This is a genomic window from Lonsdalea britannica (assembly GCF_002111595.1).
Lineage (GTDB): Bacteria > Pseudomonadota > Gammaproteobacteria > Enterobacterales > Enterobacteriaceae > Lonsdalea > Lonsdalea britannica.
Map to the genome: position 1 here is coordinate 28,945 of NZ_LUTN01000002.1, position 23,765 is coordinate 52,709.

The following is a 23,765-nucleotide window of genomic DNA, read 5'->3' on the forward strand; positions in this document are numbered from 1 at the left end:
GGTGCCTATGCTCAATCAAGAACTGGAACTCAGTCTCAACATGGCTTTCGCCAGAGCGCGTGAGCACCGACACGAGTTTATGACCGTGGAGCATTTGCTGCTGGCTTTGCTCAGCAATACCTCCGCACGTGAAGCACTGGACGCATGCACAGTCGATCTGGATGCTTTACGTCAGGAACTGGAAACCTTCATCGAACAGACAACGCCAACGCTGCCTGAGAGTGAAGCGGAACGCGACACGCAGCCGACGCTGAGCTTTCAACGCGTGCTGCAGCGTGCGGTGTTCCACGTACAGTCCTCAGGACACAGCGAAGTCTCCGGGGCCAATGTCCTGGTCGCGATATTCAGCGAACAGGAGTCACAGGCCGCCTATCTGCTGCGTAAGCACGATGTCAGCCGCCTTGATGTGGTGAATTTTATTTCCCATGGTACGCGTAAAGAAGAATCCGGGCCGTCGGTTAGCCAGGAAAATCCGGTTAACGAAGAGCAGGCTGGAGGGGAGGAGCGTATGGAGAATTTCACCACCAACCTTAATCAACTGGCCCGCGTCGGCGGCATTGACCCGCTCATTGGTCGCGAGCGCGAACTGGAACGCACGGTTCAGGTGCTGTGCCGCCGTCGTAAAAACAACCCACTGCTGGTTGGTGAATCTGGTGTCGGTAAAACAGCCATCGCTGAAGGTCTGGCCTGGCGTATCGTGCAGGGCGATGTCCCAGAAGTGATCGCCGACTGCACCATTTATTCTCTGGATATCGGTTCTCTGCTGGCGGGCACCAAGTATCGTGGTGATTTCGAGAAACGCTTCAAGGCGCTCTTGAAACAGCTGGAGCAAGACCAGACCAGCATTTTGTTTATCGATGAAATCCATACCATCATCGGCGCTGGCGCCGCCTCGGGGGGGCAGGTCGATGCGGCTAACCTGATCAAACCGCTGCTGTCGAGCGGTAAAATCCGCGTAATCGGCTCCACGACCTATCAGGAGTTCAGCAATATTTTCGAAAAGGATCGGGCGCTGGCGCGTCGCTTCCAGAAAATCGATATCACGGAGCCGAGCGTTGAAGAGACCGTTCAGATCATCAACGGTCTGAAACCGAAATACGAAGCGCACCACGACGTGCGATATACCGCGAAAGCTGTGCGCGCGGCCGTCGAACTGGCGGTGAAATATATCAATGACCGTCATCTGCCGGACAAAGCGATCGACGTGATCGATGAAGCAGGCGCCCGTAGCCGACTGATGCCGGTCAGTAAACGCAAAAAAACGGTCAACGTGGCGGATATTGAATCGGTCGTGGCGCGTATTGCGCGTATTCCCGAGAAGAGCGTTTCCGCCAGCGATCGCGATGTGCTGAAAAATCTGGGCGACCGTCTGAAGATGCTGGTGTTCGGTCAGGATAAAGCCATCGAAGCGTTGACCGAGGCAATCAAGATGAGCCGCGCTGGCCTGGGCCATGAACGCAAACCGGTGGGTTCTTTCCTGTTTGCTGGCCCGACGGGGGTAGGTAAAACAGAAGTGACGGTGCAATTGGCCAAAGCCATGGACATCGAGTTGCTGCGCTTCGATATGTCCGAGTATATGGAGCGCCATACGGTGAGCCGTCTGATCGGCGCGCCTCCGGGCTATGTCGGGTATGATCAGGGCGGCCTGTTGACGGATGCGGTGATCAAACATCCGCATGCGGTTCTGCTGCTCGATGAGATCGAGAAAGCGCATCCGGATGTGTTCAACCTGCTGTTGCAGGTGATGGATAACGGCACCTTGACCGACAATAACGGTCGGAAGGCTGACTTCCGCAATGTCATTTTGGTCATGACCACCAACGCCGGGATCCGTGAAACTCAGCGTAAATCCATCGGGCTGATTCAGCAGGATAACAGCAGCGACGCGATGGAAGAGATCAAGAAGGTGTTTACGCCGGAATTCCGTAACCGTCTGGATGGCATCATCTGGTTCAACCATCTCTCAACCGAAGTGATTCAGCAGGTGGTGGACAAGTTCATCGTCGAATTGCAGGCGCAGCTGGATGCCAAAGGTGTGTCGCTGGAAGTCAGCGAAGATGCCCGCGACTGGTTGGCAGAGAAGGGCTACGACAAGGCGATGGGCGCGCGTCCGATGGCGCGGATTATCCAGGAAAACCTCAAGAAACCGCTGGCCAACGAGCTACTGTTTGGCTCTCTGGTGGAAGGGGGATCTGTTACGGTGGAATTGGATGCTTCGACGCAGCAGCTGAGCTATAGCTTTCATAGCGCTCAGAAACGCAAAACCGAGGGCGCGGTCTAGCGTTTAACGACGCATCATCGTCACCTATGACCTCAAGGGCATCCTAATGGATGCCCTTGTTTTTACAAAATCAGTGACGGATTTGTTCGAAAGTTAACAAGCCGGATGTTTACTTGTCTCGCTGTTGGGGGGGATAGAGGCTTAACAGCTTGAGGGTGACGCCATTGGTCCAGCCAAACCCGTCCTGCAGTTCGTATTCACCGCCACCACCACCGCCGAGTTCACCGGTTTCAACCGCGTATTTCTCTACCAGCTTATGCTCGCGCTCATAGGTGTGCTGAACGCTGTTGAGAAAACGAACCGCAATTTCTTCTGCGAGCGCTTCTTGCTGATAATAACGCAGCCCTTCCACTGCAACCCACTGAAGTGGCGCCCAGGCGTTCGGCGCATCCCACTGCTGGTGAGAGTGCTCCGTTGTCGTCCCCATGCCCCCTTCCTGTACCAGCTCGTCACGGACCGCCTGAGCGGTCTCCTGAGCGTAATCCTGTGGGGCGGCTTGGACGTACAGCGGAAACAGCGTCGCCGCCGTCAACTGTTGGCTCACTTTACCCTGAGGCCAATCGTAATCCGCGTAGTAGCGTTTTTCAGCATTCCAGAAGTAGCGATTCAGCGCCTGTTTACGTTTGTCAGCGCGCCGCGCGTAATGATCGGCATCAGTCATCTTGTCGGCTAAACGGCTGGCTTTTGCCAGCGCCATTTCGTTGTGGTAAATCAATGCGTTCAGATCCACCGGCAGGATGTCCGTGGTGTGAATCGTGGAAAGCTTCATCGGGTCTTTCAGCCAACGGGAACTGAAATCCCAACCGGATGCCGCCCCCGCTCGCAGGTCTCGGTAAAGCTGCGGGCGTTCGCTTTCCGGCACCTGACTGGCGGTGGTGACGTCGTCGAGCCAAGACTCAGTCCGCGGTACGTTGCGGTCGTCCCAGTAGCGGTTCAGCACATCGTCGCCGAGGCGAACCACGCGTTTATCCGCCTGCCCAGGCTGGAGGCTGTTTTCTCCGTCCATCCAGTACTGATATTCCTGCTTCATCTGCGGCAAATAGGTGACCAGAAGATTGTCGCCGTCGTGCTTCGCCAGCAGCTCAACCATTTTGGTGAAAAAAGGCGGCTGCGAACGGCTCAGGTAATAGGTGCGATTCCCGTTGGGAATGTGTCCGTAACGGTCAATCTGGTAGGCAAAGTTTTGCACCATGTTGCGGATAAGATCCCACTGGTCGCTCTCCGCGAGGCCCAACATAGTGAAATAGCTGTCCCAGTAATAGACTTCGCGGAAACGTCCACCCGGCACGACATACGCGTTGGGCAGCGGTAGGAGCGAGTCCCAACGGGTGATGTCGGGTGTACTGCGGGTGAGATGCGGCCACAGGTCGACGATATGCTCCCGCAGCGTCTGGCCGCCGGGAGGAATATAGCCTTTCCCATCCGCAGGAATAATGAAGTTGTGCCGCACAAAATGCTGCAGATCAAAGCTATTCAATCGACGCTGCATGTAGTAATCCGCCATGATGGCCGATGGCGAGTACCGGGGAATCGCGTCAACGAACGTTTTTTGATCCGGGAACATTTTTGCTTTCTGCACCGCTTCGAATAGCGGTCCCATTGTGATATCCGGCGGAGCTGTGACGATACGCTGCGGCTGTGGAGTGTCTGCGTGAGCGTGCTTCATCACCAGAACGGGGAAAGCCAGAATTGTGGTTATCTGTAAAATAATCAAAAACGGATATGCCTCATCGCCTGGACGGTTAACATCGTTTTGTCTACTCCTCTATTATGAGCAACTTGAGCAATAAAAAAGCAACAATTTTGTAAATATTGCTCAGTGCGATTATCTTAGGGGAGATAGGGATATGAGGGGGCAACCGATGCGCAAGCTGCAGTAAGCGTCACTGGGTGCGATGAGAAAATTGTGAAGGCGGGCACAAAAAACAAAAGCCCTGACCGCAAGCGGAAAGGGCAGGAGGGCGAACATCCTCGTGGGATCGCGTTAAGCGATGGCGGGCCTGTTAGCGGCTACGGAAGACAATGCGGCCTTTGCTCAGGTCGTACGGGGTCAGCTCCACTGTGACTTTGTCACCCGTCAGGATGCGGATATAGTTTTTACGCATTTTACCGGAGATATGAGCGGTAACCACGTGCCCGTTTTCCAATTCAACGCGGAACATGGTGTTGGGCAGCGTATCAAGTACGGTGCCTTGCATTTCAATATTGTCTTCTTTGGCCATCGAATCCTCTAGGTTTTACTACCTTAGTTTTTAACCGGCAAGATAATGCCGAAAAACCCACATTATGTAAAGAAGCGTTGCTACTCAGCGCTTGATTAATTCGTCATAGGCGGGTCGTTTGATTAGGCGAGCGGCAGGGTTTGTCTCTGCCAGCACAGTTCATCCAGCGTCATGGGACGCAGTCGGGAAAGGTGTTGCAGAAACTCCCGGCGCGGTATTTCAGTCGCTCCCAGCGATGCCGTGTGCTCATTCAATATTTGGCAGTCTATCAATTGGCCGCCATGTCGGACAAAGTGCCGCAAAAACGCCAGTAAACCGCATTTCGAGGCATTGTCCGCCCGGCTAAACATGGACTCGCCGCAGAACAACGCACCTTGCGAAATGCCGTACAGACCGCCGATCAGCCTGTCATTATGCCACACTTCCACCGAATGCGCCTGTCCTGCCTGATGCAGCTGGCAATAAGCGTCAATAATGTCATCGTCTATCCAGGTGCCTTCTTCACGTTCGTTGGCGCAGGCGGAGATGACCTCGGCAAAGGCCTGATTGAGCGTCACGCGATACTCGGTCTTGCGGATAAACTTTTTCATGCTCCGGCTAAGGTGAAACGCGTCGGGAAACAAGACGGCCCGAGGGTCGGGCGACCACCACAGCACGGGGTCTCCCTCCGAGTACCAAGGGAAGATACCCTGCTGATAAGCCGCTATTAGACGGGCTGGAGCCAGATCGCCCCCGAACGCCAGCAGGCCGTTAGGATCGTTCAAAGCCAGTTCCGGATCGGGGAACTGTACGGAGAAGGGCGAAAGCTCAAACAGCTGCATGTCAGGCCTCAGTTAAAGATGTTGGTGAAACTGCCAGTAACGGCCTTGTTGAGCCATGAGCGTCTGGTGATCACCCTGTTCGATAAGCTCACCGCCGTCCATGATGTACAGACGGTCCATGTTTTCGAGGCCGCGCAGACGGTGAGTAATCACCAGCAGGGTTTTCTCTTTGCAGTGTTCGCGCAGAAGCTGAAGCATGCGCTGTTCCGTTTCAGCGTCCAGCCCTTCGGTGGGCTCGTCGAGCAGAATCAGCGGTGCCGGATGGAGTAACGCACGCGCCAGACCTATGCGGCGCTGTTCGCCGCCGGACAGTTGACGGCCACCTTCACCCAGCCAGGCATTCAGCCCCTCTTGCGCCAGCAGGTTAGACAACCCCACCTGTTGCAAGGCGTGAGCCAGTTCCTCATCACTGGCCTGCGGAGCTGCTAACCGCAGGTTCTCACGCAGTGTGTCGCTGAAGAGATGTACCCGCTGAGGCACGACGCTCATCATGCTGCGCAGATGCTCTTCAGACCAGGCAGACAGCGGCGAACCGTTAAGCGTGATTTCGCCCTCGGTACTGTCCCAGGCGCGGGTGATCAATTGCAACAAGGTTGATTTACCACAGCCGGTTTTGCCCAACAGAGCGATGTGCTCGCCCGGTTGGAGGCTTAGCGAAATATGCTGCAACACCGGCAGGGGCTGATCCGTATAGGTGAAACTCACGTTTTCTAGCGTCAACGCGGCCTGAGAGGATGGGGCGGGTCCTCCGATGGCGAAGACGACCGCAGGCTTAAGCTTCATCAACTGGTCGACTCGCACAGCAGAGGCGGCGACCTGGCCGATATGTTGGAAGGCGTTGGCGACCGGACCTAAGGCTTCGAAAGCCGCCAGTGACGCGAAAACAAATAAGGCAATCAGCGCGCCCGGCTGCGTGTCTCCGCCGACGCCGTTCGCTGCCATCCATAGCATCAATGTGACGGTAAGCCCGCTGCTCAGGATGATAAGAGATTGCGACAGGGCGCCAAGCGTCGCCTGCTGACGTTGCCGCGATAACCAGCGGTTCTCCAGTTGATCCAGTCGATGACGGGAAGAGGTTAACGAGCCGAAGATGGTCAGTTCAGCTTGCCCCTGTAGCCAGGTGGTCAACTGCAGACGGTATTGCGCGCGCAACTGCGTCAGCGCCTCGCCGATAGGCTGGCCCGCGCGGTAAAATACCGGCGGCAGGATGACCAGAAGCAGCAGCATAATGGTCGCCAGCGTCATTGCCAGCGTGCTGTCTAACCAGCTAAGACCGAAGGTCACGACCACGATGACCAGCAGTGCGCTGACCAGCGGGGAGATAACGCGCAGATACAAGTGGTCCAGCGTATCGACGTCCGCCACCAGGCGGTTCAGCAAGTCTGCCTGTCTGAAACGGATGAGTCCGCCGGGAGAGAGCGGTAGAATGCGGCTGAAGGTAAACACGCGCAAATGCAGCAGTACGCGGAAGGTGGCGTCGTGACTGACCAGTCGTTCAAAGTAGCGGCTCACCGTACGTGTAATCGCTGCCCCGCGGACGCCAGCGGCGGGTAGCATGTAGTTGAAAGTATAAAGCCCGGCGAGCCCGGCCAGCGCTGAGCCCGCCAGGAACCAACCGGATAGCGTCAACAGTCCGATGCTGGCGAGCAGGGTGAAAATGGCCAGCACTACGCCCAGACTCAGACGCCAAAAATAGCGGCGATAAAGCCCCAGAAAGGGCATCAATATTCGGAAGACCGATGTTTTCTTCATCTTAAAGCTCTCCTCGGCGCTGTGTCATCAATTCTGCAAAGGGGCCGGGCGTGACGCTGAGCTCACTAAAACGCCCTTGCTGTACCAGACGACCCGCCGCCATCACCCATACCTCATCATAGCTACGGGCTTCGTCGAGCTGGTGAGTAATCAGCAGCGTTGTCTGTCTTGCTGAGGCTATGCCCAGCGCTTTCATCACGCGTTGTTCGCTGTGCGCGTCCAGACTCGCCGTAGGCTCGTCCAGCAGCAGCAAATGGCTTGGGCGAAGCAGGCTCTCGCCACCGCTACACGCTGCGCCTGTCCGACTGACAGACGCGCCGCGCCGTCGCCCAAGACCGTTTCCAGTCCCAACGGCAGCGAAGGCAGAAATTCGTGAACATAGGCGTTCTCAACCGCTTCCTGAAGCATCTGCTCGTCTGCCTCGGGATGGCCCAGCAGGATATTCTGTCGCAGCGTCTGTTCCGGCAGATGCGGGTTCTGGCCGACCCAGCTCAGCTGTTTACGCCATGCCTCGGGGGTAAGGGTGTTTAGCTCGATGTTATTGATGGTCAGAGAGCCTTGATAAGGCAGGAATCCTAATAGGACATTCAGCAGCGACGTTTTGCCTGCGCCGCTGGCGCCGACCAAGGCGACCCGTTGTCCTGCCTCGAGGGTGAATGACAGTGGGCCGGCAAGGACGGTACCGGTCGGGGAGAGGATCGTCAGCGCCTGGGCCACTAATTTTAGCGGTTCGTCGCTATCGAAACTTGTCTGTCCGTGACCGACTTTCTCCCCCTCTTCAGACAGGAAGGTGAACAGCGTTTCGGCCGCGCCCACGGCCTGAGCTTTAGCGTGATAGAACGTGCCCAAATCCCGCAGCGGTTGAAAGAACTCCGGCGCCAGGATCAGGACCAGAAAACCGGCAAACAATGTGACGCCAGTCCCGTAGTGACCAAAATTCAGTTCGCCTAGATAAGAGAACCCGAAATAAACGGCGACGATGGCGATGGAAATGGAAGCGAAGAACTCGAGTACGCCGGAGGAGAGGAAGGCCATTCGCAGGACTTCCATCGTACGACGGCGAAAATCTTCAGAAGCTTGGCGGATGTGATCGGTTTCGGCCTGACCGCGGAAGAACAACCGCAGGGTTTCGAGACCGCGCAGACGGTCCAAAAAATGGCCGCTGAGACGTTCTAATGCCAGGAAATTGCGGCGGTTCGCTTCTGCTGCGCCCATACCGACCATCGCCATAAATATGGGGATCAAAGGGGCTGTCAAAAACAGGATTAACCCGGCGGCCCAGTTGATTGGAAAGACGAAAATGAGGATCAGAAGCGGCATCAGCGCCGCCAAGTACATCTGCGGTAGATAGCGGGCATAATAATCCTGCATATCGTCGACCTGTTCCAGAATCAACGACGCCCAACTGCCCGCCGGTTTCCCCTGAATCCAGGCCGGTCCCAACTGCTGCAAACGGTCCAGCACCCTGCTGCGGATCTGTTTGCGAATGACTTCGCCGCAGCGAAAGCCGACGCGCTCTCGTATCCAGCTCACGATGGCCCGTAGGCAAAATGTGGCCGCCAATAATGAGAACGGCGCGATTAACTGTCCGCGCGGGGTGTGATCGATGATGAGCGCCTGCAAGAGCGCAGCCAGCAGCCAGGCTTGAGCGATGATCAGCAGGCCGCTCACTAGCCCTAACAGAAGCGAAAGGCGTAGCCAGCGTTGCGCCAACCGGCTCTGCTGTTTCAGCCAGCGGGTGAGTTCTTGTTGTCGGGTATTTTTCATCAGGTGCCGATTGTCTTCTTATAGGAGTAATGCGAAATAACGCTTGTATAACCGCGGGTTAACATTTGCTCGGGCGTTCGGTCAGATTGGCGTCATGTTACCTTGACGAAGAGGTCATGCAAACGAAAAGAGAAGGAAAAGAAGGGCGGGCGATCAATTTTTACAAATCGTGAAACAAAAGCCTGAGGGAGCGAAAACTCCCCCAGGAGACAGATCATCAGCTGTTGCCCAGACCATCCAGATAACGCTCGGCATCCAGTGCGGCCATACATCCCGTCCCGGCGGAGGTAATGGCCTGACGGTAGATGTGATCCATGACATCGCCCGCAGCGAATACGCCAGGAACACTGGTTTGAGTCGCGTTGCCGTGAATACCGGATTGCACCTTGATATAGCCGTTTTCCAGTGCAAGCTGGTTGTCGAAAATGGCGGTGTTCGGACTGTGGCCGATAGCGATAAAGGCCCCGGCGACGTCCAGTGTTTCCGTTGTTTCGCTATGGGTATCACGCAGACGAACGCCGGTGACGCCCATTTCATCGCCTAACACTTCATCGAGCGTCCGGTCAGTGTGCAGCACGATGTTGCCGTTTGCGACTTTCTCGTTCAGGCGGTCGATCAGGATTTTTTCGGAGCGGAAAGTATCGCGGCGGTGAATCAGGTGCACTTCAGAGGCGATGTTGGACAGATACAGCGCTTCTTCGACGGCGGTGTTGCCGCCGCCGACGACGGCGACTTTCTGGTTGCGGTAAAAGAAGCCGTCGCAGGTCGCACAGGCGGAAACGCCTTTGCCTTTGAACGCCTCTTCGGACGGCAGGCCCAGATAACGCGCCGAGGCGCCTGTGGCGATGATCAGGGCGTCACAGGTGTATTCATCGCTGTCGCCGAACAGACGGAAAGGACGGGTCTGCAGATCAACGCGGTTGATGTGGTCGAAGACGATTTCCGTATTGAACTTGGCTGCATGGGCGTGCATGCGCTCCATCAGCGCAGGACCGGTCAGATCATCGGCATCACCCGGCCAGTTTTCAACTTCCGTGGTGGTGGTCAACTGACCGCCTTTTTCCATCCCGGTAATCAGCAGCGGATTCAAGTTGGCGCGCGCAGCATAGACCGCGGCGGTGTATCCGGCGGGGCCGGAGCCTAGAATTAACAGTTTGCGGTGTTTAGCTGTACCCATGAGTTCCTTAACTCCAGTGAAGGGACGATGGGGCGATTGTAAGGAAATTAACGGCCTAAAAAAAGCGTGGGGGAATGTTGTTAACTATTTATCCCATCGTTAACAGCCATTGAAAAAAGTGAAACGGCTCTGGTGCTGGGATGTAACACGGTAACATACGGTCGCTATTGAAGCGCCAAAACGCTGCCTGGTACTGTATCGGGCATTTGAATCTGGCAGTTTCTTCTGATTTTAATTGTTTTGCTTTGACAATCGGCTGCGCTTTTGCGAAAACATCCTATGAAGAGGAAATTTTTTGTATGTGAATAGTTGAATGCTCGGCTTTTTATCCGTTTTTGCATTGTTTAATTGACAGGCGACAGCATAGCTCATGCACCTGTTTATCGTACGCGATACGCGGAATAAACAGACGTGACTTTTAATGTACAAAATAGACAGGGGTCTTCTTTAGGGGCAACTCTGGCACATTGATGTGGGCCGGAGGGAGCGATGAGCAGGGAAGAGTGAAGAGAGACAATAATAATGGTAGACACAAAAAAACGTCCGGGAAAAGATCTTGATCGTATCGATCGCAATATCCTGAACGAATTGCAAAAAGATGGTCGTATCTCCAACGTGGAGCTTTCCAAACGTGTTGGTCTATCTCCCACGCCGTGTCTGGAACGCGTTCGACGTCTGGAGCGACAGGGTTTTATCAATGGCTATACGGCGTTACTGAATCCGCATTATCTGGATGCATCGCTTCTGGTGTTCGTGGAAATCACACTAAACCGCGGCGCGCCGGATGTTTTTGAGCAGTTCAATACTGCGGTACAGAAACTGGAAGAAATTCAGGAGTGTCATCTGGTTTCCGGGGATTTTGACTATCTGCTGAAAACCCGTGTGCCGGACATGTCTGCCTACCGTAAACTGCTTGGGGAAACGCTGTTGCGTCTGCCTGGCGTTAACGACACCCGCACTTATGTGGTGATGGAAGAAGTTAAGCAGAGCAACCGGCTGGTCATCAAGACCCGCTGACGGTATGGGTGCAAAGCCCGGTGAATTCAGCTACACTCCTGTGAATTTATACAGCTACAGCGCCGGGACTTTCTCGGCGTTTTGTCATGACTCCTTTACCGGAACCTGGAGAGACGCTTGAGCCAGGAATACACTGAAGATAAAGAAATTACGCTGGAAAAACTCAGCGCGGGGCGACGTTTGATAGAGGCGTTGCTGGTTGTTGCGGGGCTGTTTGCCTGTTACCTGACCGCTGCGTTGCTGAGCTTCAGCCCGTCCGACCCCAGTTGGTCTCAGACCGCTTGGCATGAACCCATTCACAACCTGGGCGGAGGCGTTGGCGCCTGGATGGCCGATACGCTGTTTTTCGTTTTTGGCGTACTGGCTTATGCCATTCCCCCCGTCATGATCTCGCTGTGTTGGCTGATTTATCGTCAGCGCAATCGTCAGCATGCGCTTGATTATTTCACCTTCTCCTTACGTTTGATTGGCGCTCTGGCGCTTATTTTGACGTCGTGCGGTCTGGCCGCCGTCAACGTGGATGATCTCTACTATTTTGCCTCCGGCGGCGTGCTGGGCAGCCTGCTAAGCAGTGCCATGATCCCGCGCTTTAACAGCATCGGCTCCACCTTGATCCTATTGTGCGTATGGGCTGCGGGTCTGACGCTATTCACCGGCTGGTCGTGGCTGACGATTGCAGAAAAAATCGGGGCCGCGGTGATGGGCTGCCTGACGTTCTTCTCCAATCGCGGACGTCGTGATGATTATATCGATGACGAGGACGTCGCGCGCCAAACGGACCATGAAACCGACGCTACGCCGTCCGTTGAACTTCGTGGCCACGAGGAGGAGGATGATGTGTTGCTTGCTTCACCTACGGCTCCTGCCGCGCAGTCAACGGACGATGAGGGACAACCGACTTCGCCGCCACCTGCCGATCCGGTAATAGACGACGTCGCGCAGAGCGTGTCTGCAAGCGCAACAGCGGCGGAAAACGTGACGGCGCCTGCCACGCCGATTGACAGCCAGCAGGTCGTCACCGTTCCTATGGACATGGATAAGCACGTTAACGAAACCAAAGAACACGCTGTGCCTCCGCTATATTCTTTCGAAGTCCCAGAATCTAAAGTCGCCGAGCCCATGAGCGAAAGCCCGGTGCATCATACTCCGCCCGCAGAGCGCGTTCCCCCTGTACCGTCGACGCCAGTGACGCCGGTCGCAGCAACGGCAGCGGCGACCGTATCAACACATCAGGCTGCCTCTACGCTACCGTTCACGCCGGCATTTTCAGCCGAGGATACAAATCCGCAGATCAAGCAGGGCGTCGGTCCTGAGTTGCCGCGCCCGAATCCTGTGCGTATCCCAACCCGGCGTGAGCTGGCTTCGTATGGTATTAAGTTGCCTTCGCAGCGGCTTGCGGAGCAGCAGGAGCGCGAAGCTCAGCGTCAAACGCAGTCGAATGGCGTTGAAGAGCCGGTCGAACAGAATGAGGCAGACCAGGAAGACGATGCGCTGATGCATCAGCTCGCGCAGGACTTTGCAGAGCAGCAACAGGAACGTTACGGTCACGACACCTTGAATGGTGGCGAGGAAGAAACCTCCACTGCGCCAGTTGCTTCGTCTTACGCTCAACCGCAACAACCCTCTGCCGAGCCATCTCGCCCTACTCAGGTGCCGCCGTTAGACAGCGTCTTCGCCATCTCGCCGCTGGCTGATTTGGTTGACGATACGCCAAGTGAACCCCTGTTTACTTTGTCTCCGCAGGAAGAGGCCGCGGCAGCCGTTGAACAGGTTGCTTCGCAAACGCCGATGACGCCTTATGTTCAACCTGCTGCGCCTGCTGCGCCTGCTGCGCCTGCTGCGCCTGCTGCGCCTGCTGCGGAAGCGGCAGAAGACAAAGAAGATGACGCCTCGCCGTCCATCATGGATAGCCTGATCCACCCGTTCCTGATGCGTAACGATCAACCGCTACAGAAACCGACGACGCCGTTCCCTTCTTTCGACCTACTGACTCCGCCTTCCGGTAACGATGATCCGGTGGATGATTTTGCGCTGGAGCAGACGGCAAGGTTGATTGAGGCGCGTTTGGCGGATTACCGCGTCAAGGCGACGGTGGTGGGGTATCACCCTGGTCCAGTCATCACGCGATTCGATCTGGATCTGGCGCCCGGCGTAAAAGCAGCCCGAATTTCCAACCTGGCGAAGGACCTGGCTCGTTCACTGTCCGTCGTGGCCGTGCGTATTGTGGAGGTTATCCCCGGCAAGCCGTATGTCGGTCTGGAGTTGCCGAACAAACATCGTCAGACCGTATTCCTGCGTGAAGTGCTGGATTGCGACCGTTTCCGCGACAATCCTTCGCCGTTATCGGTCGTATTAGGCAAGGATATCGCGGGTCAGCCGGTGGTGGCCGATCTGGCTAAAATGCCGCATTTGCTGGTGGCGGGGACGACCGGCTCTGGTAAATCCGTCGGCGTTAACGCATGATTATCAGTATGTTGTATAAGGCTTCTCCGCAAGACGTCCGCTTCATCATGATTGACCCGAAAATGCTGGAGCTGTCGGTCTACGAAGGTATTCCGCACCTGCTGACAGAAGTCGTGACGGACATGAAGGATGCGGCTAACGCGCTGCGTTGGTGCGTTGGCGAAATGGAGCGGCGCTATAAGCTGATGTCGGCGCTGGGCGTGCGTAACCTGAGTGGCTATAACGAACGCGTCGAACAGGCTGAATCTATGGGGCGTCCGATTCCCGATCCGTTCTGGAAACCGGGCGACAGTATGGAAACGCAGCCGCCGATGCTGGAAAAATTGCCTTACATCGTCGTGATGGTGGATGAATTCGCCGATCTGATGATGGCGGTAGGTAAAAAGGTCGAAGAGCTGATCGCTCGTCTGGCTCAGAAGGCGCGTGCGGCAGGGATTCATCTGGTTCTGGCAACGCAGCGCCCGTCGGTGGATGTGATTACCGGGTTGATTAAGGCCAACATTCCCACGCGTATTGCCTTTACGGTATCCAGTAAAATTGACTCCAGAACGATCCTTGATCAGGGCGGCGCGGAATCGCTGCTGGGTATGGGTGACATGTTGTACATGGCCCCCAACTCTTCTATCCCCGTGCGTGTGCATGGCGCATTTGTCCGGGATCAGGAAGTGCATGCCGTCGTTCAAGACTGGAAAGCGCGCGGTCGTCCTGAATACATCGACAGTATCGTCAAGGGCGGTGAAGAAGGCGAAGGCGGTAGCCTGGGGCTGGATGGGGATGAAGAGCTTGACCCGTTGTTCGATCAGGCGGTCGCTTTTGTGGTGGAAAAACGTCGCGCGTCGATCTCGGGCGTACAACGTCAGTTCCGCATTGGCTACAACCGTGCGGCGCGCCTTGTCGAGCAGATGGAGGCACAGGGCATTGTCAGTTCCCCGGGTCATAATGGTAATCGCGAAGTTCTGGCCCCCCCTCCTATGGAGTAATTCTTGGACCGAAGCGGCTGTCGTCTGTGCAAAGATGCGTAAAAGCCTGACAATACAGACAACATCGGCTGTTTCGGTGTACCTCCCTGAACTACAGTGAGGTCATACACTGGGTGGTTGTCTGTGACAGTCGCCTACGATGCCATCAGGATAGTAAAAGGATCTTTTTATGATAAAAAAATGGTTAATGACCGGTTGTTTGCTGTCGAGCATGGTATCCAGCGCTGTATACGCCGATGCCTCCAGCGATCTGCAAAGTCGCCTGAGCAAAGTTAACAGCTTCCACGCCAGCTTTTCCCAAAAGGTGACGGGCAATGATGGTTCATCGGTACAGGATGGCGAGGGAGAGCTGTGGGTTCAGCGCCCGAATCTGTTTAACTGGAAAACGACGTCGCCTGACGAAAGCGTACTGATTTCCGACGGCAAAACGCTGTGGTTCTATAACCCGTTCGTTGAGCAGGTCACGGCGACCTGGGTAAAAGATGCGACGGGGAACACGCCGTTCATCCTGATTACGCGTAATAGCCCGAGCGACTGGAAAAATTACCATGTCACGCAGAAAGGCGATGACTTTGAGCTGATGCCGAAGTCCGCCAGCGGCAACCTGCGTCAATTCTCCATCAGCGTGACCAGTTCCGGCACCATCAAAGGTTTTACCGCCACCGAACAGGACGGTCAACGTAGTAGTTACGTCCTCAAAGATCAGCAAAACGGAGCGGTAGACGCGGCAAAATTCACCTTTACACCGCCCAAAGGGGTTGCGGTGGACGACCAACGTCAGTGAGGCGTCTGTGAGTAATCTGTCCCTCGATTTTTCCGAGAATGAATTTCAGCCACTGGCCGCGCGTATGCGGCCAGTCACGTTAGCCCAGTACATCGGCCAGCAGCATCTGCTGGGGCCGGGTAAACCGTTGCCGCGTGCGATTGAGTCCGGCCAGCTTCACTCCATGATTCTGTGGGGACCTCCGGGAACGGGGAAAACTACGCTGGCGGAGTTGATCGGTCGTTACGGGGATGCCGATGTGGAACGCATCTCGGCAGTGACGTCCGGCATCAAAGAGATTCGTGAGGCGATTGAACGCGCGCGGCAAAATCGCAATGCAGGACGCCGCACCATTCTGTTCGTGGACGAAGTCCATCGCTTCAATAAAAGCCAACAGGATGCCTTTCTCCCTCATATCGAGGATGGCACGATCACCTTCATTGGCGCGACGACAGAGAATCCCTCATTCGAGCTGAACTCCGCATTGTTATCCCGCGCCCGCGTTTACTTATTAAAAGCACTGACGGCAGATGATATCGAAGTCGTCTTGACTCAGGCGCTGGAGGATAGCGAACGCGGTTTGGGAAAACAGCACATCGTCTTGCCTGACGAGACGCGCCGTCTGCTGTCTCAGCTCGTGAGCGGCGATGCCCGGCGTGCACTCAATTTACTGGAAATGATGTCGGATATGGCGGAAGTCGACGCCGCCGGTGAGCGTCATCTGACGCCGGAATTGCTCAACGAAGTCGCCGGTGAACGCAGTGCTCGTTTTGATAACAAAGGCGACCGATATTATGACCTGATTTCCGCCTTGCATAAATCAGTGCGCGGCTCAGCGCCGGATGCGGCACTTTACTGGTATGCGCGTATTATCACGGCGGGCGGCGACCCGCTGTATGTCGCCCGACGTTTACTGGCGATTGCCTCGGAAGATGTGGGGAACGCCGATCCTCGTGGTATGCAGGTGGCGATTGCGGCGTGGGACTGTTTCACCCGCGTGGGCCCCGCCGAAGGGGAAAGGGCGATCGCTCAGGCCATTGTCTATCTGGCGTGCGCGCCGAAAAGCAATGCCGTTTATACGGCATTCAAGTCGGCGATGCGCGATGCGCGTGACAAGCCGGATTTTGATGTGCCTGATCACTTACGCAATGCGCCAACCGCACTGATGAAAGAGATGGGACTCGGCGCTGAGTATCGTTACGCCCACGATGAACCCAATGCGTATGCGGCGGGCGAGAACTATTTCCCCTCGGAAATGGCAGCCACACAGTATTATTATCCAACCTCTCGCGGTTTAGAGGGAAAGATCGGTGAAAAGCTCGCCTGGCTGGCCTCTCAGGATCAAAATAGCCCGACAAAACGCTACCGCTAGCCTACCCGTTGCGGTAAGGTTACAACCGATATTTTCTGCTACAGGGACCTTTTCAGGCCCGCTGTTATATCTCTTCCATCAATAAAAAGCACAGGACTAGCATGCTCGATCCCAATTTACTGCGTAATGAGCTAGACGCAGTTGCCGAAAAACTACTGGCTCGCCGAGGTTTTACACTGGATGTTGAGGCGCTGCGTGCACAAGAAGCGCGTCGCAAAACGCTACAGGTCGAAACGGAAAGTTTGCTGGCAGAACGTAACTCCCGATCGAAAGAGATCGGTGCGGCTAAAGCACGTGGTGAAGATATTGAACCGCTGCGCCGTGAAGTTAACGCATTGGGTGAGAAGCTGGAATCCGCAAAAAAAGAACTCGAGCAGCTCCAAAACGCGATTCGTGAACTGTCTTTGACGATCCCGAACTTGCCTGACGACTGTGTGCCGTTAGGTAAGGACGATACTGAAAATCAGGAAATCAGCCGCTGGGGCGAGCCGCGCCAGCTGGGCTTTGAACCTCGCGATCACGTCGATTTGGGTGAAATCAATCAAGGCCTGAGCATGGCCGATGGCGTCAAACTGACCGGTTCGCGTTTCTCCGTCATGCGCGGACAGATTGCGCGTATGCACCGTGCGCTTGCCCAATTCATGCTGGATCAGCATACCGAGCAGCATGGATACCTCGAAGCTTATGTCCCGTATCTGGTCAATCAGGATTCCCTGTATGGTACAGGCCAGCTGCCGAAGTTTGGTGAAGACCTGTTCCACACCAAACCGTTGTCGGAAGAGGCTGACAGCAGCAACTATGCGCTGATCCCAACGGCGGAAGTACCGCTGACCAATCTGGTGCGTAACGAGATCCTGGACGAAGAGTCATTGCCGATCAAAATGACGGCGCACACACCGTGTTTCCGCTCTGAAGCGGGCTCTTACGGTCGTGATACTCGCGGTCTGATTCGTGTCCATCAGTTCGATAAAGTCGAGATGGTGCAGATTGTTCGCCCGGAAGACTCCATGCAAGCGCTGGAAGAGTTGACCGGCCACGCGGAAAAAATCTTGCAGTTGCTGAACCTGCCTTATCGCAAAGTGCTGCTGTGCACGGGCGATATGGGCTTTGGCTCTTGCAAAACTTACGATCTGGAAGTGTGGCTGCCGGCGCAGAACACCTACCGTGAAATCTCCTCTTGCTCCAATATGTGGGATTTCCAGGCACGTCGTATGCAGACTCGTTGCCGTACCAAAGGTGACAAGAAAACCCGTTTGGTACACACGCTGAACGGCTCTGGTCTGGCGGTGGGCCGCGCATTGGTCGCCGTAATGGAAAACTACCAGCAGGCGGATGGCCGCATCGAAGTGCCGGAAGTGCTGCGTCCGTATATGAACGGTCTGGAATTCATCGGTTAAATCACCTTTGCTGAAAAAGCGCCCTCAGGGGCGCTTTTTTTATGCCTGGACTGTCGCCTTTTAAGGTAAAAATCAGGGCGTTCTTCCCCGGAATCTGGCAGAGATGAATGCGAGATCAAGCGATCATAAGAAAAGACTATTATCGTAAAAGCTGCTGCAAACTCGGGCTCGATAAGACGCTGCAGGGCGCCGCGGTGTCAGGCCATGAACAAATCGTGCGGTTACTCTCTCAACACGGATTGACTTTAACTTTGCTGGTGGCATGATGCGCGCAAAATATCTTCTCTCATGGTCATCGACCCATGTTCACCTATACGCGCCCGGTCATTTTGCTGCTTAGCGGTTTACTGCTGCTAACGGTCTGCATTGCTGTGCTCAATACGCTTGTCCCCCTTTGGTTGAATGCTCAACAGCTCTCTGTATGGCAAGTCGGGCTGGTGGGGTCCTCTTACTTCAGTGGCAACCTAATTGGAACGTTGTTGGCCGGGGCCTTGATCCATCGGTTTGGATTTAACCGCTCTTATTACTTCGCCGCGATCCTGCTGGCTATCGCCACCGCAGCCTTGGCGTTGTCGGTTGATTTTTGGAGCTGGCTGCTGTGGCGCTTCATTGCGGGCGTTGGCTGCGCATTGATATGGGTCGTGGTTGAGAGCGCTTTGTTGTGCAGCGGCCATGCGACTAACCGGGGGCAACTGCTGGCGGCGTACATGATGGCGTACTATCTGGGGAGCGTCGTCGGTCAACTGCTTCTTAGCATGGTTCATACTGATGTTTTCAGCGTCTTGCCGTGGGCGGTCGTACTGGTCGTGCTCAGCGTATTACCGATGCTGTTTGCCCGACTTTCTCCGCCGCAAATAATGACGCACAAGGTGAATGTTTGGCAGATGTTACGTTACCGTACGGCCCGTTTAGGCATTAACGGCTGCGTGATTTCCGGCATCATCTTGGGGTCGATGTATGGTCTGATGCCGCTCTATCTGGCCCATCAGGGAATGAGTGACGCACAGGTCGGTTATTGGATGGCATTGCTGATTAGCGCCGGTATTTTTGGACAATGGCCGGTCGGCAAAATGGCGGACCGCTATGGTCGCCTGATGGTGCTGAGAGTGCTGGTATTCGCGGTGATCATCGGCTGTATCATGATGTTGGGTTTCAGTCGGTATGCGATGGTGCCGGCGTTATTCATTCTGGGCTGCGCGGCATTTACGCTCTATCCCGTGGCTATGTCCTGGGCCTGCGAGAAAGTGGCGGCGGGAGAGTTGGTTGCGATGAATCAGGCTTTGTTGCTGAGCTATACGATAGGTAGCCTGACAGGACCCAGTTTGGCGGCGATGCTGATGCAATCCTATTCCGATAAATTACTGTTCGTCCTGATCGGCGCCATCGCTTTTTGTTATTTGGTGATGTTGCTTAAAAAAGCCAATCACCAACATCCCAATCCGCTGGCGGCGGCTTAACGAATCAGTCAATCAGCCGGTCATAGATTGACCGGCTCGCCGTCAGTGTCAATAAACGACGTGGTGGCCGTAGCTTTCAAGAATCGATTTCACGCGGTCCATGGTCTCCGCTTTTGGGGGCTTCACGCCATCCAACTGGTATTCCTCACCCATAGCCACCCATTTATGTTTACCCAGCTCATGGTAGGGCAGGAGTTCAATCTTCTCGATATTGCCCATCTCTTGGGTGAACTCACCCAGCATATGTGCTGACTTATCGTCGTCAGACCAGCCGGGGACGACCACATAGCGAATCCACGTTCTTTGCTGACGTTTGGCGAGATAACGTGCAAATTCCAGCGTGCGATGATTGGAAACACCCACTAGGTTCTGATGGATCGTGTCGTCAAGCTGCTTTAAATCCAGCATCACCAAATCGGTGGCATCGAGCAGTTCATCGATCACCGGATCGTAACGGCGAACGAATCCGTTGGTATCAAGACAGGTGTTGATGCCTTGCTCCTGACAAGCGCGAAACCAATCGCGGACGAATTCAGCCTGCAAAATGGCCTCTCCGCCGGAGGCTGTGACGCCGCCGCCGGATGCATTCATGTAATGACGATAGGTGACCACCTCTTTCATCAGCTCTTCTACCGTAATCTCTTTGCCACCGTGGGTATCCCAGGTATCGCGGTTGTGGCAGTAGAGGCAGCGCATCAAGCATCCCTGAAAGAAGACGATGAAGCGAATGCCTGGACCATCGACGGTTCCACAGGATTCGAAAGAGTGAATACGACCAATTACTGACATTGCGAGGTTTCTCCGGGTTGGGCCGAACAATAGCGGCCAGCTGGGGCGCAGAATGACGCCATCATGCATGACTTACAGCAGGATGACGCTGCGTCGAATCTGTTTTGGCAGCCATCCCTCGTTAAACGGTCACGGCGGGCTGACAAAACAGGCTCTCAATACTCCGGCGAAGCGGTGAAAAAAGGCCCCACAGAGTGGAGCCTTTATTTTACGCCTTTTCAGGCAGACATGATAATCAGATGGACTGCGTGAAGGTACGCGTGATGACGTCCTGCTGCTGTTCTTTGGTCAGCGAGTTAAAGCGTACTGCGTAACCAGAAACACGGATGGTCAACTGCGGATATTTTTCCGGGTTTTCCATTGCGTCGAGCAACATTTCACGGTTCATCACGTTCACGTTCAGGTGCTGACCACCTTCTACGCTGTTAGATGCTTCGTGGTGGAAGTAACCATCCATCAGGCCAGCCAGGTTGGCTTTACGGACATCGTCGTCTTTACCCAGTGCGTTCGGCACGATAGAGAAGGTATAAGAAATACCATCTTTCGCGTAAGCAAACGGCAGTTTAGCGACAGAGGTCAGAGAGGCTACAGCACCTTTCTGGTCACGGCCGTGCATCGGGTTAGCACCCGGTCCGAACGGCGCGCCAGCGCGACGACCATCCGGAGTGTTACCGGTTTTCTTACCGTATACCACGTTGGACGTGATGGTCAGTACAGACTGAGTCGGTACTGCATTGCGGTAAGTGTTCAGCTTCTGAATTTTCTTCATGAAGCGTTCAACCAGGTCACAGGCCAGGTCATCAACGCGCGGGTCGTTGTTACCGAACTGCGGGTATTCGCCTTCGATGTCAAAGTCGATAGCCAGGCCGTCTTCGTCACGGACAGGTTTAACTTTGGCATATTTGATGGCGGACAGGGAGTCAGCTGCAACAGACAGACCGGCGATGCCGCATGCCATGGTGCGATACACATCACGGTCGTGCAGCGCCATCAGAGAGGCTTCGTAGCTGTACTTATCATGCATGTAGTGGATGATGTTCAGCGCGGTGACGTACTGTTTTGCCAGCCAGTCCATGAAGTGATCCATACGTTCCATGACTTCGTCGAAGTTCAGGGTTTCGCTCAGGATCGGTGCAGATTTCGGGCCTACCTGCATCTTCATTTTTTCGTCCATGCCGCCGTTGATTGCATACAGCATGGTTTTCGCCAGGTTGGCACGAGCGCCGAAGAACTGCATCTGCTTGCCCACAACCATCGGGCTAACGCAACAGGCAATGGCGTAGTCATCATTGTCGAAGTCAGGGCGCATCAGATCATCATTCTCGTACTGCAGAGAAGAGGTATCGATGGAGACTTTAGCCGCGTATTTTTTGAAGTTTGACGGCAGTTTTTCAGACCACAGGATGGTCATGTTCGGTTCCGGAGACGGCCCCATGGTGTACAGGGTGTTCAGGAAACGGAAGCTGGTTTTGGTGACCAGCGTACGACCATCCAGGCCCATACCGGCCAGAGATTCAGTTGCCCAGATCGGGTCGCCGGAGAACAGCTCATCGTATTCAGGGGTACGCAGGAAGCGAACCATACGCAGTTTCATGACCAGGTGGTCGATCAGTTCCTGAGCGTCCTGTTCGGTGATTTTGCCTGCTTTCAGATCGCGTTCGATGAAGATATCCAGGAAGGTGGATACGCGACCGAAGGACATTGCGGCGCCGTTCTGAGACTTAACGGCAGCCAGGTAGCCGAAGTAAGTCCACTGTACCGCTTCCTGAGCAGTCGTTGCCGGAGCAGAGATATCGCAACCATATTTGGCTGCCATTTCTTTGATCTGTCCCAGAGCGCGATGCTGTTCAGCAATTTCTTCACGCAGACGGATAGTGGCTTCGAGATCTTCGCCATTTTCCAGTTTGCTCTGCAGAGAGCTGAACTGTGCGAATTTCTCTTTCATCAGGTAGTCGATACCGTACAGCGCAACGCGACGGTAGTCACCGATGATACGGCCACGGCCATACGCATCCGGCAGACCGGTCAGAACACCGGATTTACGGCAACGCAGGATGTCCGGGGTATAAACGTCAAACACGCCCTGGTTGTGAGTTTTGCGGTATTCGGTGAAGATTTTTTTCAGTTCCGGATCCAGCTCGCGGTTGTACGCTTTGCAAGAACCTTCAACCATCTTGATGCCGCCGAAGGGGATAAGCGCGCGTTTCAGCGGAGCATCGGTCTGAAGACCAACCACTTTTTCGAGGTTGTTATCGATGTAGCCGGCATCATGCGAGGTGATGGTGGCAGCAAGGTCAGTATCGAAATCAACAGGCGCATGAGTGCGGTTTTCCTGTTTGATACCTTCCATAACTTTATCCCACAGCGCGCTAGTCGCAGGAGTAGCGCCCGCCAGGAAAGACTCATCGCCTTCATACGGCGTGTAGTTTTTCTGGATGAAGTCACGAACATTGACTTCATTCTGCCATTCACCTTTGCTAAAACCTTGCCATGCGTTGGCTAATTTTTCATTCAGATCGGTCATTTTACACCTACCTTTTATATGGATTTTTAAAACCCGATGTTGCGGCCGATAACACCCTAGTGCTTGTCTCCACCGCGCAAATAAATAACCCAATAAGTTAAGCCTACCAACAACCCGCCACCAATGATGTTGCCGATAGTGACCGGGATCAGGTTATCGACAATAAAATTGTGGATGGTCAGGTGTTCGAATTGGCTCGGCGCCATTCCAATGGCATGCCAGAACTCTTCCGAAGCGAAGTTTTTAATCACAATTCCCATAGGAATCATGAACATGTTTGCAATGCTATGCTCGAAGCCGCTAGCGACAAACATGGCGACCGGCAAAACCATCACCAGACATTTGTCGAGCAGGGTACGGCCGGAGTAACTCATCCAGACGGCCAAACAGACCATTAGATTCGCCAGAATGCCGAGGCATAGTGCCTCAGTGAACGTATGCTCCAGCTTGTGATTCGCGGTTTGCAGGATATTCAAACCCCACGCGCCGTTAGCGACCATGTGCTCGCCTGAGAACCAAATCAGCGCAACGAAGATCAGCGCTCCCACCAGGTTCCCAAAATAGACGTTCACCCAGTTGCAGCCTAACTGACGCCAGGTAATGCGGTCACTGGCCTTAGCCACAAGAATCAACACCGTGGACGTAAACAAGTCTGCGCCGCAGACCACCACCAGCATCAGCCCCAGAGAGAAGCAGATACCGCCGACCAGTTTGGCCATGCCGAAAGGCATGGAGGCCGACCCTGTCGTGGCAGTGATGTAGAAAACAAATGCGATGGAGATGAAAACTCCCGCACTTATCGCGAGGGAAAATGTAGTCAGCGGTTTTTTTGTCGCTTTATAGACACCTGCATCTTCCGCAACTTTTGCCATTGCTGCCGGTAGTAGCAGAGTAAAGGGGTTGTCAGCTTTCACACTAACTCTCTCTTAAAGTTTATCAGCGCAGTGATATTAACAAAGCATATTAATGCGAAATTTGACATG

General features: G+C 54.7%; 14 protein-coding genes and 2 pseudogenes. 7 read left to right on the forward strand and 9 right to left on the reverse strand.

The window, feature by feature from the left end; genetic code table 11:
• Window positions 1-7: 7 nt before the first annotated feature.
• Complete coding sequence (clpA, locus tag AU509_RS01585; protein ID WP_085653016.1) at window positions 8-2,281, forward strand: ATP-dependent Clp protease ATP-binding subunit ClpA; 2,274 nt, start codon at window positions 8-10, stop codon at window positions 2,279-2,281.
• A gap of 109 nt (window positions 2,282-2,390) precedes the next feature.
• Here the strand turns inward: clpA and treA are convergent, their stop codons facing one another.
• The 6 genes and pseudogenes from treA to trxB form a co-directional block, all read right to left on the reverse strand.
• Window positions 2,391-3,980, reverse strand: a complete 1,590-nt coding sequence (gene treA, locus AU509_RS01590; RefSeq protein ID WP_409359742.1) for an alpha,alpha-trehalase TreA — start codon at window positions 3,978-3,980, stop codon at window positions 2,391-2,393.
• A gap of 304 nt (window positions 3,981-4,284) precedes the next feature.
• On the reverse strand, window positions 4,285-4,503 hold the full coding sequence (gene infA, locus AU509_RS01595; RefSeq protein WP_002211347.1) for a translation initiation factor IF-1: 219 nt from the start codon (window positions 4,501-4,503) through the stop codon (window positions 4,285-4,287).
• A gap of 122 nt (window positions 4,504-4,625) precedes the next feature.
• Window positions 4,626-5,324, reverse strand: a complete 699-nt coding sequence (gene aat / locus AU509_RS01600; protein ID WP_094117496.1) for a leucyl/phenylalanyl-tRNA--protein transferase — start codon at window positions 5,322-5,324, stop codon at window positions 4,626-4,628.
• A gap of 12 nt (window positions 5,325-5,336) precedes the next feature.
• Window positions 5,337-7,076: a heme ABC transporter ATP-binding protein/permease CydC gene (gene cydC / locus AU509_RS01605; RefSeq protein WP_094117497.1), complete on the reverse strand. Its 1,740-nt coding sequence runs from the start codon at window positions 7,074-7,076 to the stop codon at window positions 5,337-5,339.
• 1 nt (window position 7,077) lies between these two features.
• Window positions 7,078-8,843, reverse strand: a pseudogene (gene cydD, locus AU509_RS01610) (heme ABC transporter permease/ATP-binding protein CydD).
• Window positions 8,844-9,060: 217 nt separating this feature from the next.
• Entirely contained in the window at window positions 9,061-10,020 is a 960-nt protein-coding gene (gene trxB, locus AU509_RS01615) for a thioredoxin-disulfide reductase (RefSeq protein WP_085653011.1), read from the reverse strand.
• A gap of 522 nt (window positions 10,021-10,542) precedes the next feature.
• Between trxB and lrp the strand changes: the two genes are divergently transcribed.
• The 6 genes and pseudogenes from lrp (at window position 10,543) to AU509_RS01645 (ending at window position 19,469) form a co-directional block, all read left to right on the forward strand.
• The gene (gene lrp, locus AU509_RS01620) at window positions 10,543-11,037 is read left to right on the forward strand and encodes a leucine-responsive transcriptional regulator Lrp (protein WP_011094192.1); all 495 of its coding nucleotides are present in this window, start codon (window positions 10,543-10,545) and stop codon (window positions 11,035-11,037) included.
• Window positions 11,038-11,154: 117 nt separating this feature from the next.
• Window positions 11,155-14,480, forward strand: a pseudogene (locus tag AU509_RS01625) (DNA translocase FtsK 4TM domain-containing protein).
• A gap of 169 nt (window positions 14,481-14,649) precedes the next feature.
• On the forward strand, window positions 14,650-15,264 hold the full coding sequence (lolA, locus tag AU509_RS01630) for an outer membrane lipoprotein chaperone LolA (RefSeq protein WP_409359739.1): 615 nt from the start codon (window positions 14,650-14,652) through the stop codon (window positions 15,262-15,264).
• 7 nt (window positions 15,265-15,271) lie between these two features.
• Window positions 15,272-16,615: a replication-associated recombination protein A gene (locus tag AU509_RS01635; RefSeq protein ID WP_085653009.1), complete on the forward strand. Its 1,344-nt coding sequence runs from the start codon at window positions 15,272-15,274 to the stop codon at window positions 16,613-16,615.
• 101 nt (window positions 16,616-16,716) lie between these two features.
• The gene (gene serS / locus AU509_RS01640; protein ID WP_085653008.1) at window positions 16,717-18,012 is read left to right on the forward strand and encodes a serine--tRNA ligase; all 1,296 of its coding nucleotides are present in this window, start codon (window positions 16,717-16,719) and stop codon (window positions 18,010-18,012) included.
• A 302-nt stretch (window positions 18,013-18,314) separates the two neighbouring features.
• Complete coding sequence (locus AU509_RS01645) at window positions 18,315-19,469, forward strand: MFS transporter (RefSeq protein ID WP_094117498.1); 1,155 nt, start codon at window positions 18,315-18,317, stop codon at window positions 19,467-19,469.
• A 48-nt stretch (window positions 19,470-19,517) separates the two neighbouring features.
• Here the strand turns inward: AU509_RS01645 and pflA are convergent, their stop codons facing one another.
• The 3 genes from pflA to focA form a co-directional block, all read right to left on the reverse strand.
• Window positions 19,518-20,258 (reverse strand): pyruvate formate lyase 1-activating protein, encoded by a 741-nt coding sequence (gene pflA, locus AU509_RS01650; RefSeq protein ID WP_085653006.1) that lies wholly within the window; start codon window positions 20,256-20,258, stop codon window positions 19,518-19,520.
• Window positions 20,259-20,493: 235 nt separating this feature from the next.
• Window positions 20,494-22,782 (reverse strand): formate C-acetyltransferase, encoded by a 2,289-nt coding sequence (gene pflB, locus AU509_RS01655; protein WP_085653004.1) that lies wholly within the window; start codon window positions 22,780-22,782, stop codon window positions 20,494-20,496.
• Between the two features lie 56 nt (window positions 22,783-22,838).
• Window positions 22,839-23,696 carry a formate transporter FocA gene (gene focA, locus AU509_RS01660; protein ID WP_085653003.1) on the reverse strand — a complete coding sequence of 286 codons (858 nt, stop codon included), beginning with the start codon at window positions 23,694-23,696 and terminating at the stop codon, window positions 22,839-22,841.
• Between the last annotated feature and the right edge of the window lie 69 nt (window positions 23,697-23,765).

What these genes read in the sequence shown, in the direction of transcription:
- cydC (WP_094117497.1), bottom strand. Translation starts at nt 7,076, where the DNA reads ATGAAGAAAACATCGGTCTTCCGAATATTGATGCCCTTTCTGGGGCTT.
- serS (WP_085653008.1), top strand. Translation starts at nt 16,717, where the DNA reads ATGCTCGATCCCAATTTACTGCGTAATGAGCTAGACGCAGTTGCCGAA.
- pflB (WP_085653004.1), bottom strand. Translation starts at nt 22,782, where the DNA reads ATGACCGATCTGAATGAAAAATTAGCCAACGCATGGCAAGGTTTTAGC.
- lolA (WP_409359739.1), top strand. Translation starts at nt 14,650, where the DNA reads ATGATAAAAAAATGGTTAATGACCGGTTGTTTGCTGTCGAGCATGGTA.
- pflA (WP_085653006.1), bottom strand. Translation starts at nt 20,258, where the DNA reads ATGTCAGTAATTGGTCGTATTCACTCTTTCGAATCCTGTGGAACCGTC.
- infA (WP_002211347.1), bottom strand. Translation starts at nt 4,503, where the DNA reads ATGGCCAAAGAAGACAATATTGAAATGCAAGGCACCGTACTTGATACG.
- lrp (WP_011094192.1), top strand. Translation starts at nt 10,543, where the DNA reads ATGGTAGACACAAAAAAACGTCCGGGAAAAGATCTTGATCGTATCGAT.
- clpA (WP_085653016.1), top strand. Translation starts at nt 8, where the DNA reads ATGCTCAATCAAGAACTGGAACTCAGTCTCAACATGGCTTTCGCCAGA.
- trxB (WP_085653011.1), bottom strand. Translation starts at nt 10,020, where the DNA reads ATGGGTACAGCTAAACACCGCAAACTGTTAATTCTAGGCTCCGGCCCC.
- AU509_RS01645 (WP_094117498.1), top strand. Translation starts at nt 18,315, where the DNA reads ATGTTCACCTATACGCGCCCGGTCATTTTGCTGCTTAGCGGTTTACTG.
- aat (WP_094117496.1), bottom strand. Translation starts at nt 5,324, where the DNA reads ATGCAGCTGTTTGAGCTTTCGCCCTTCTCCGTACAGTTCCCCGATCCG.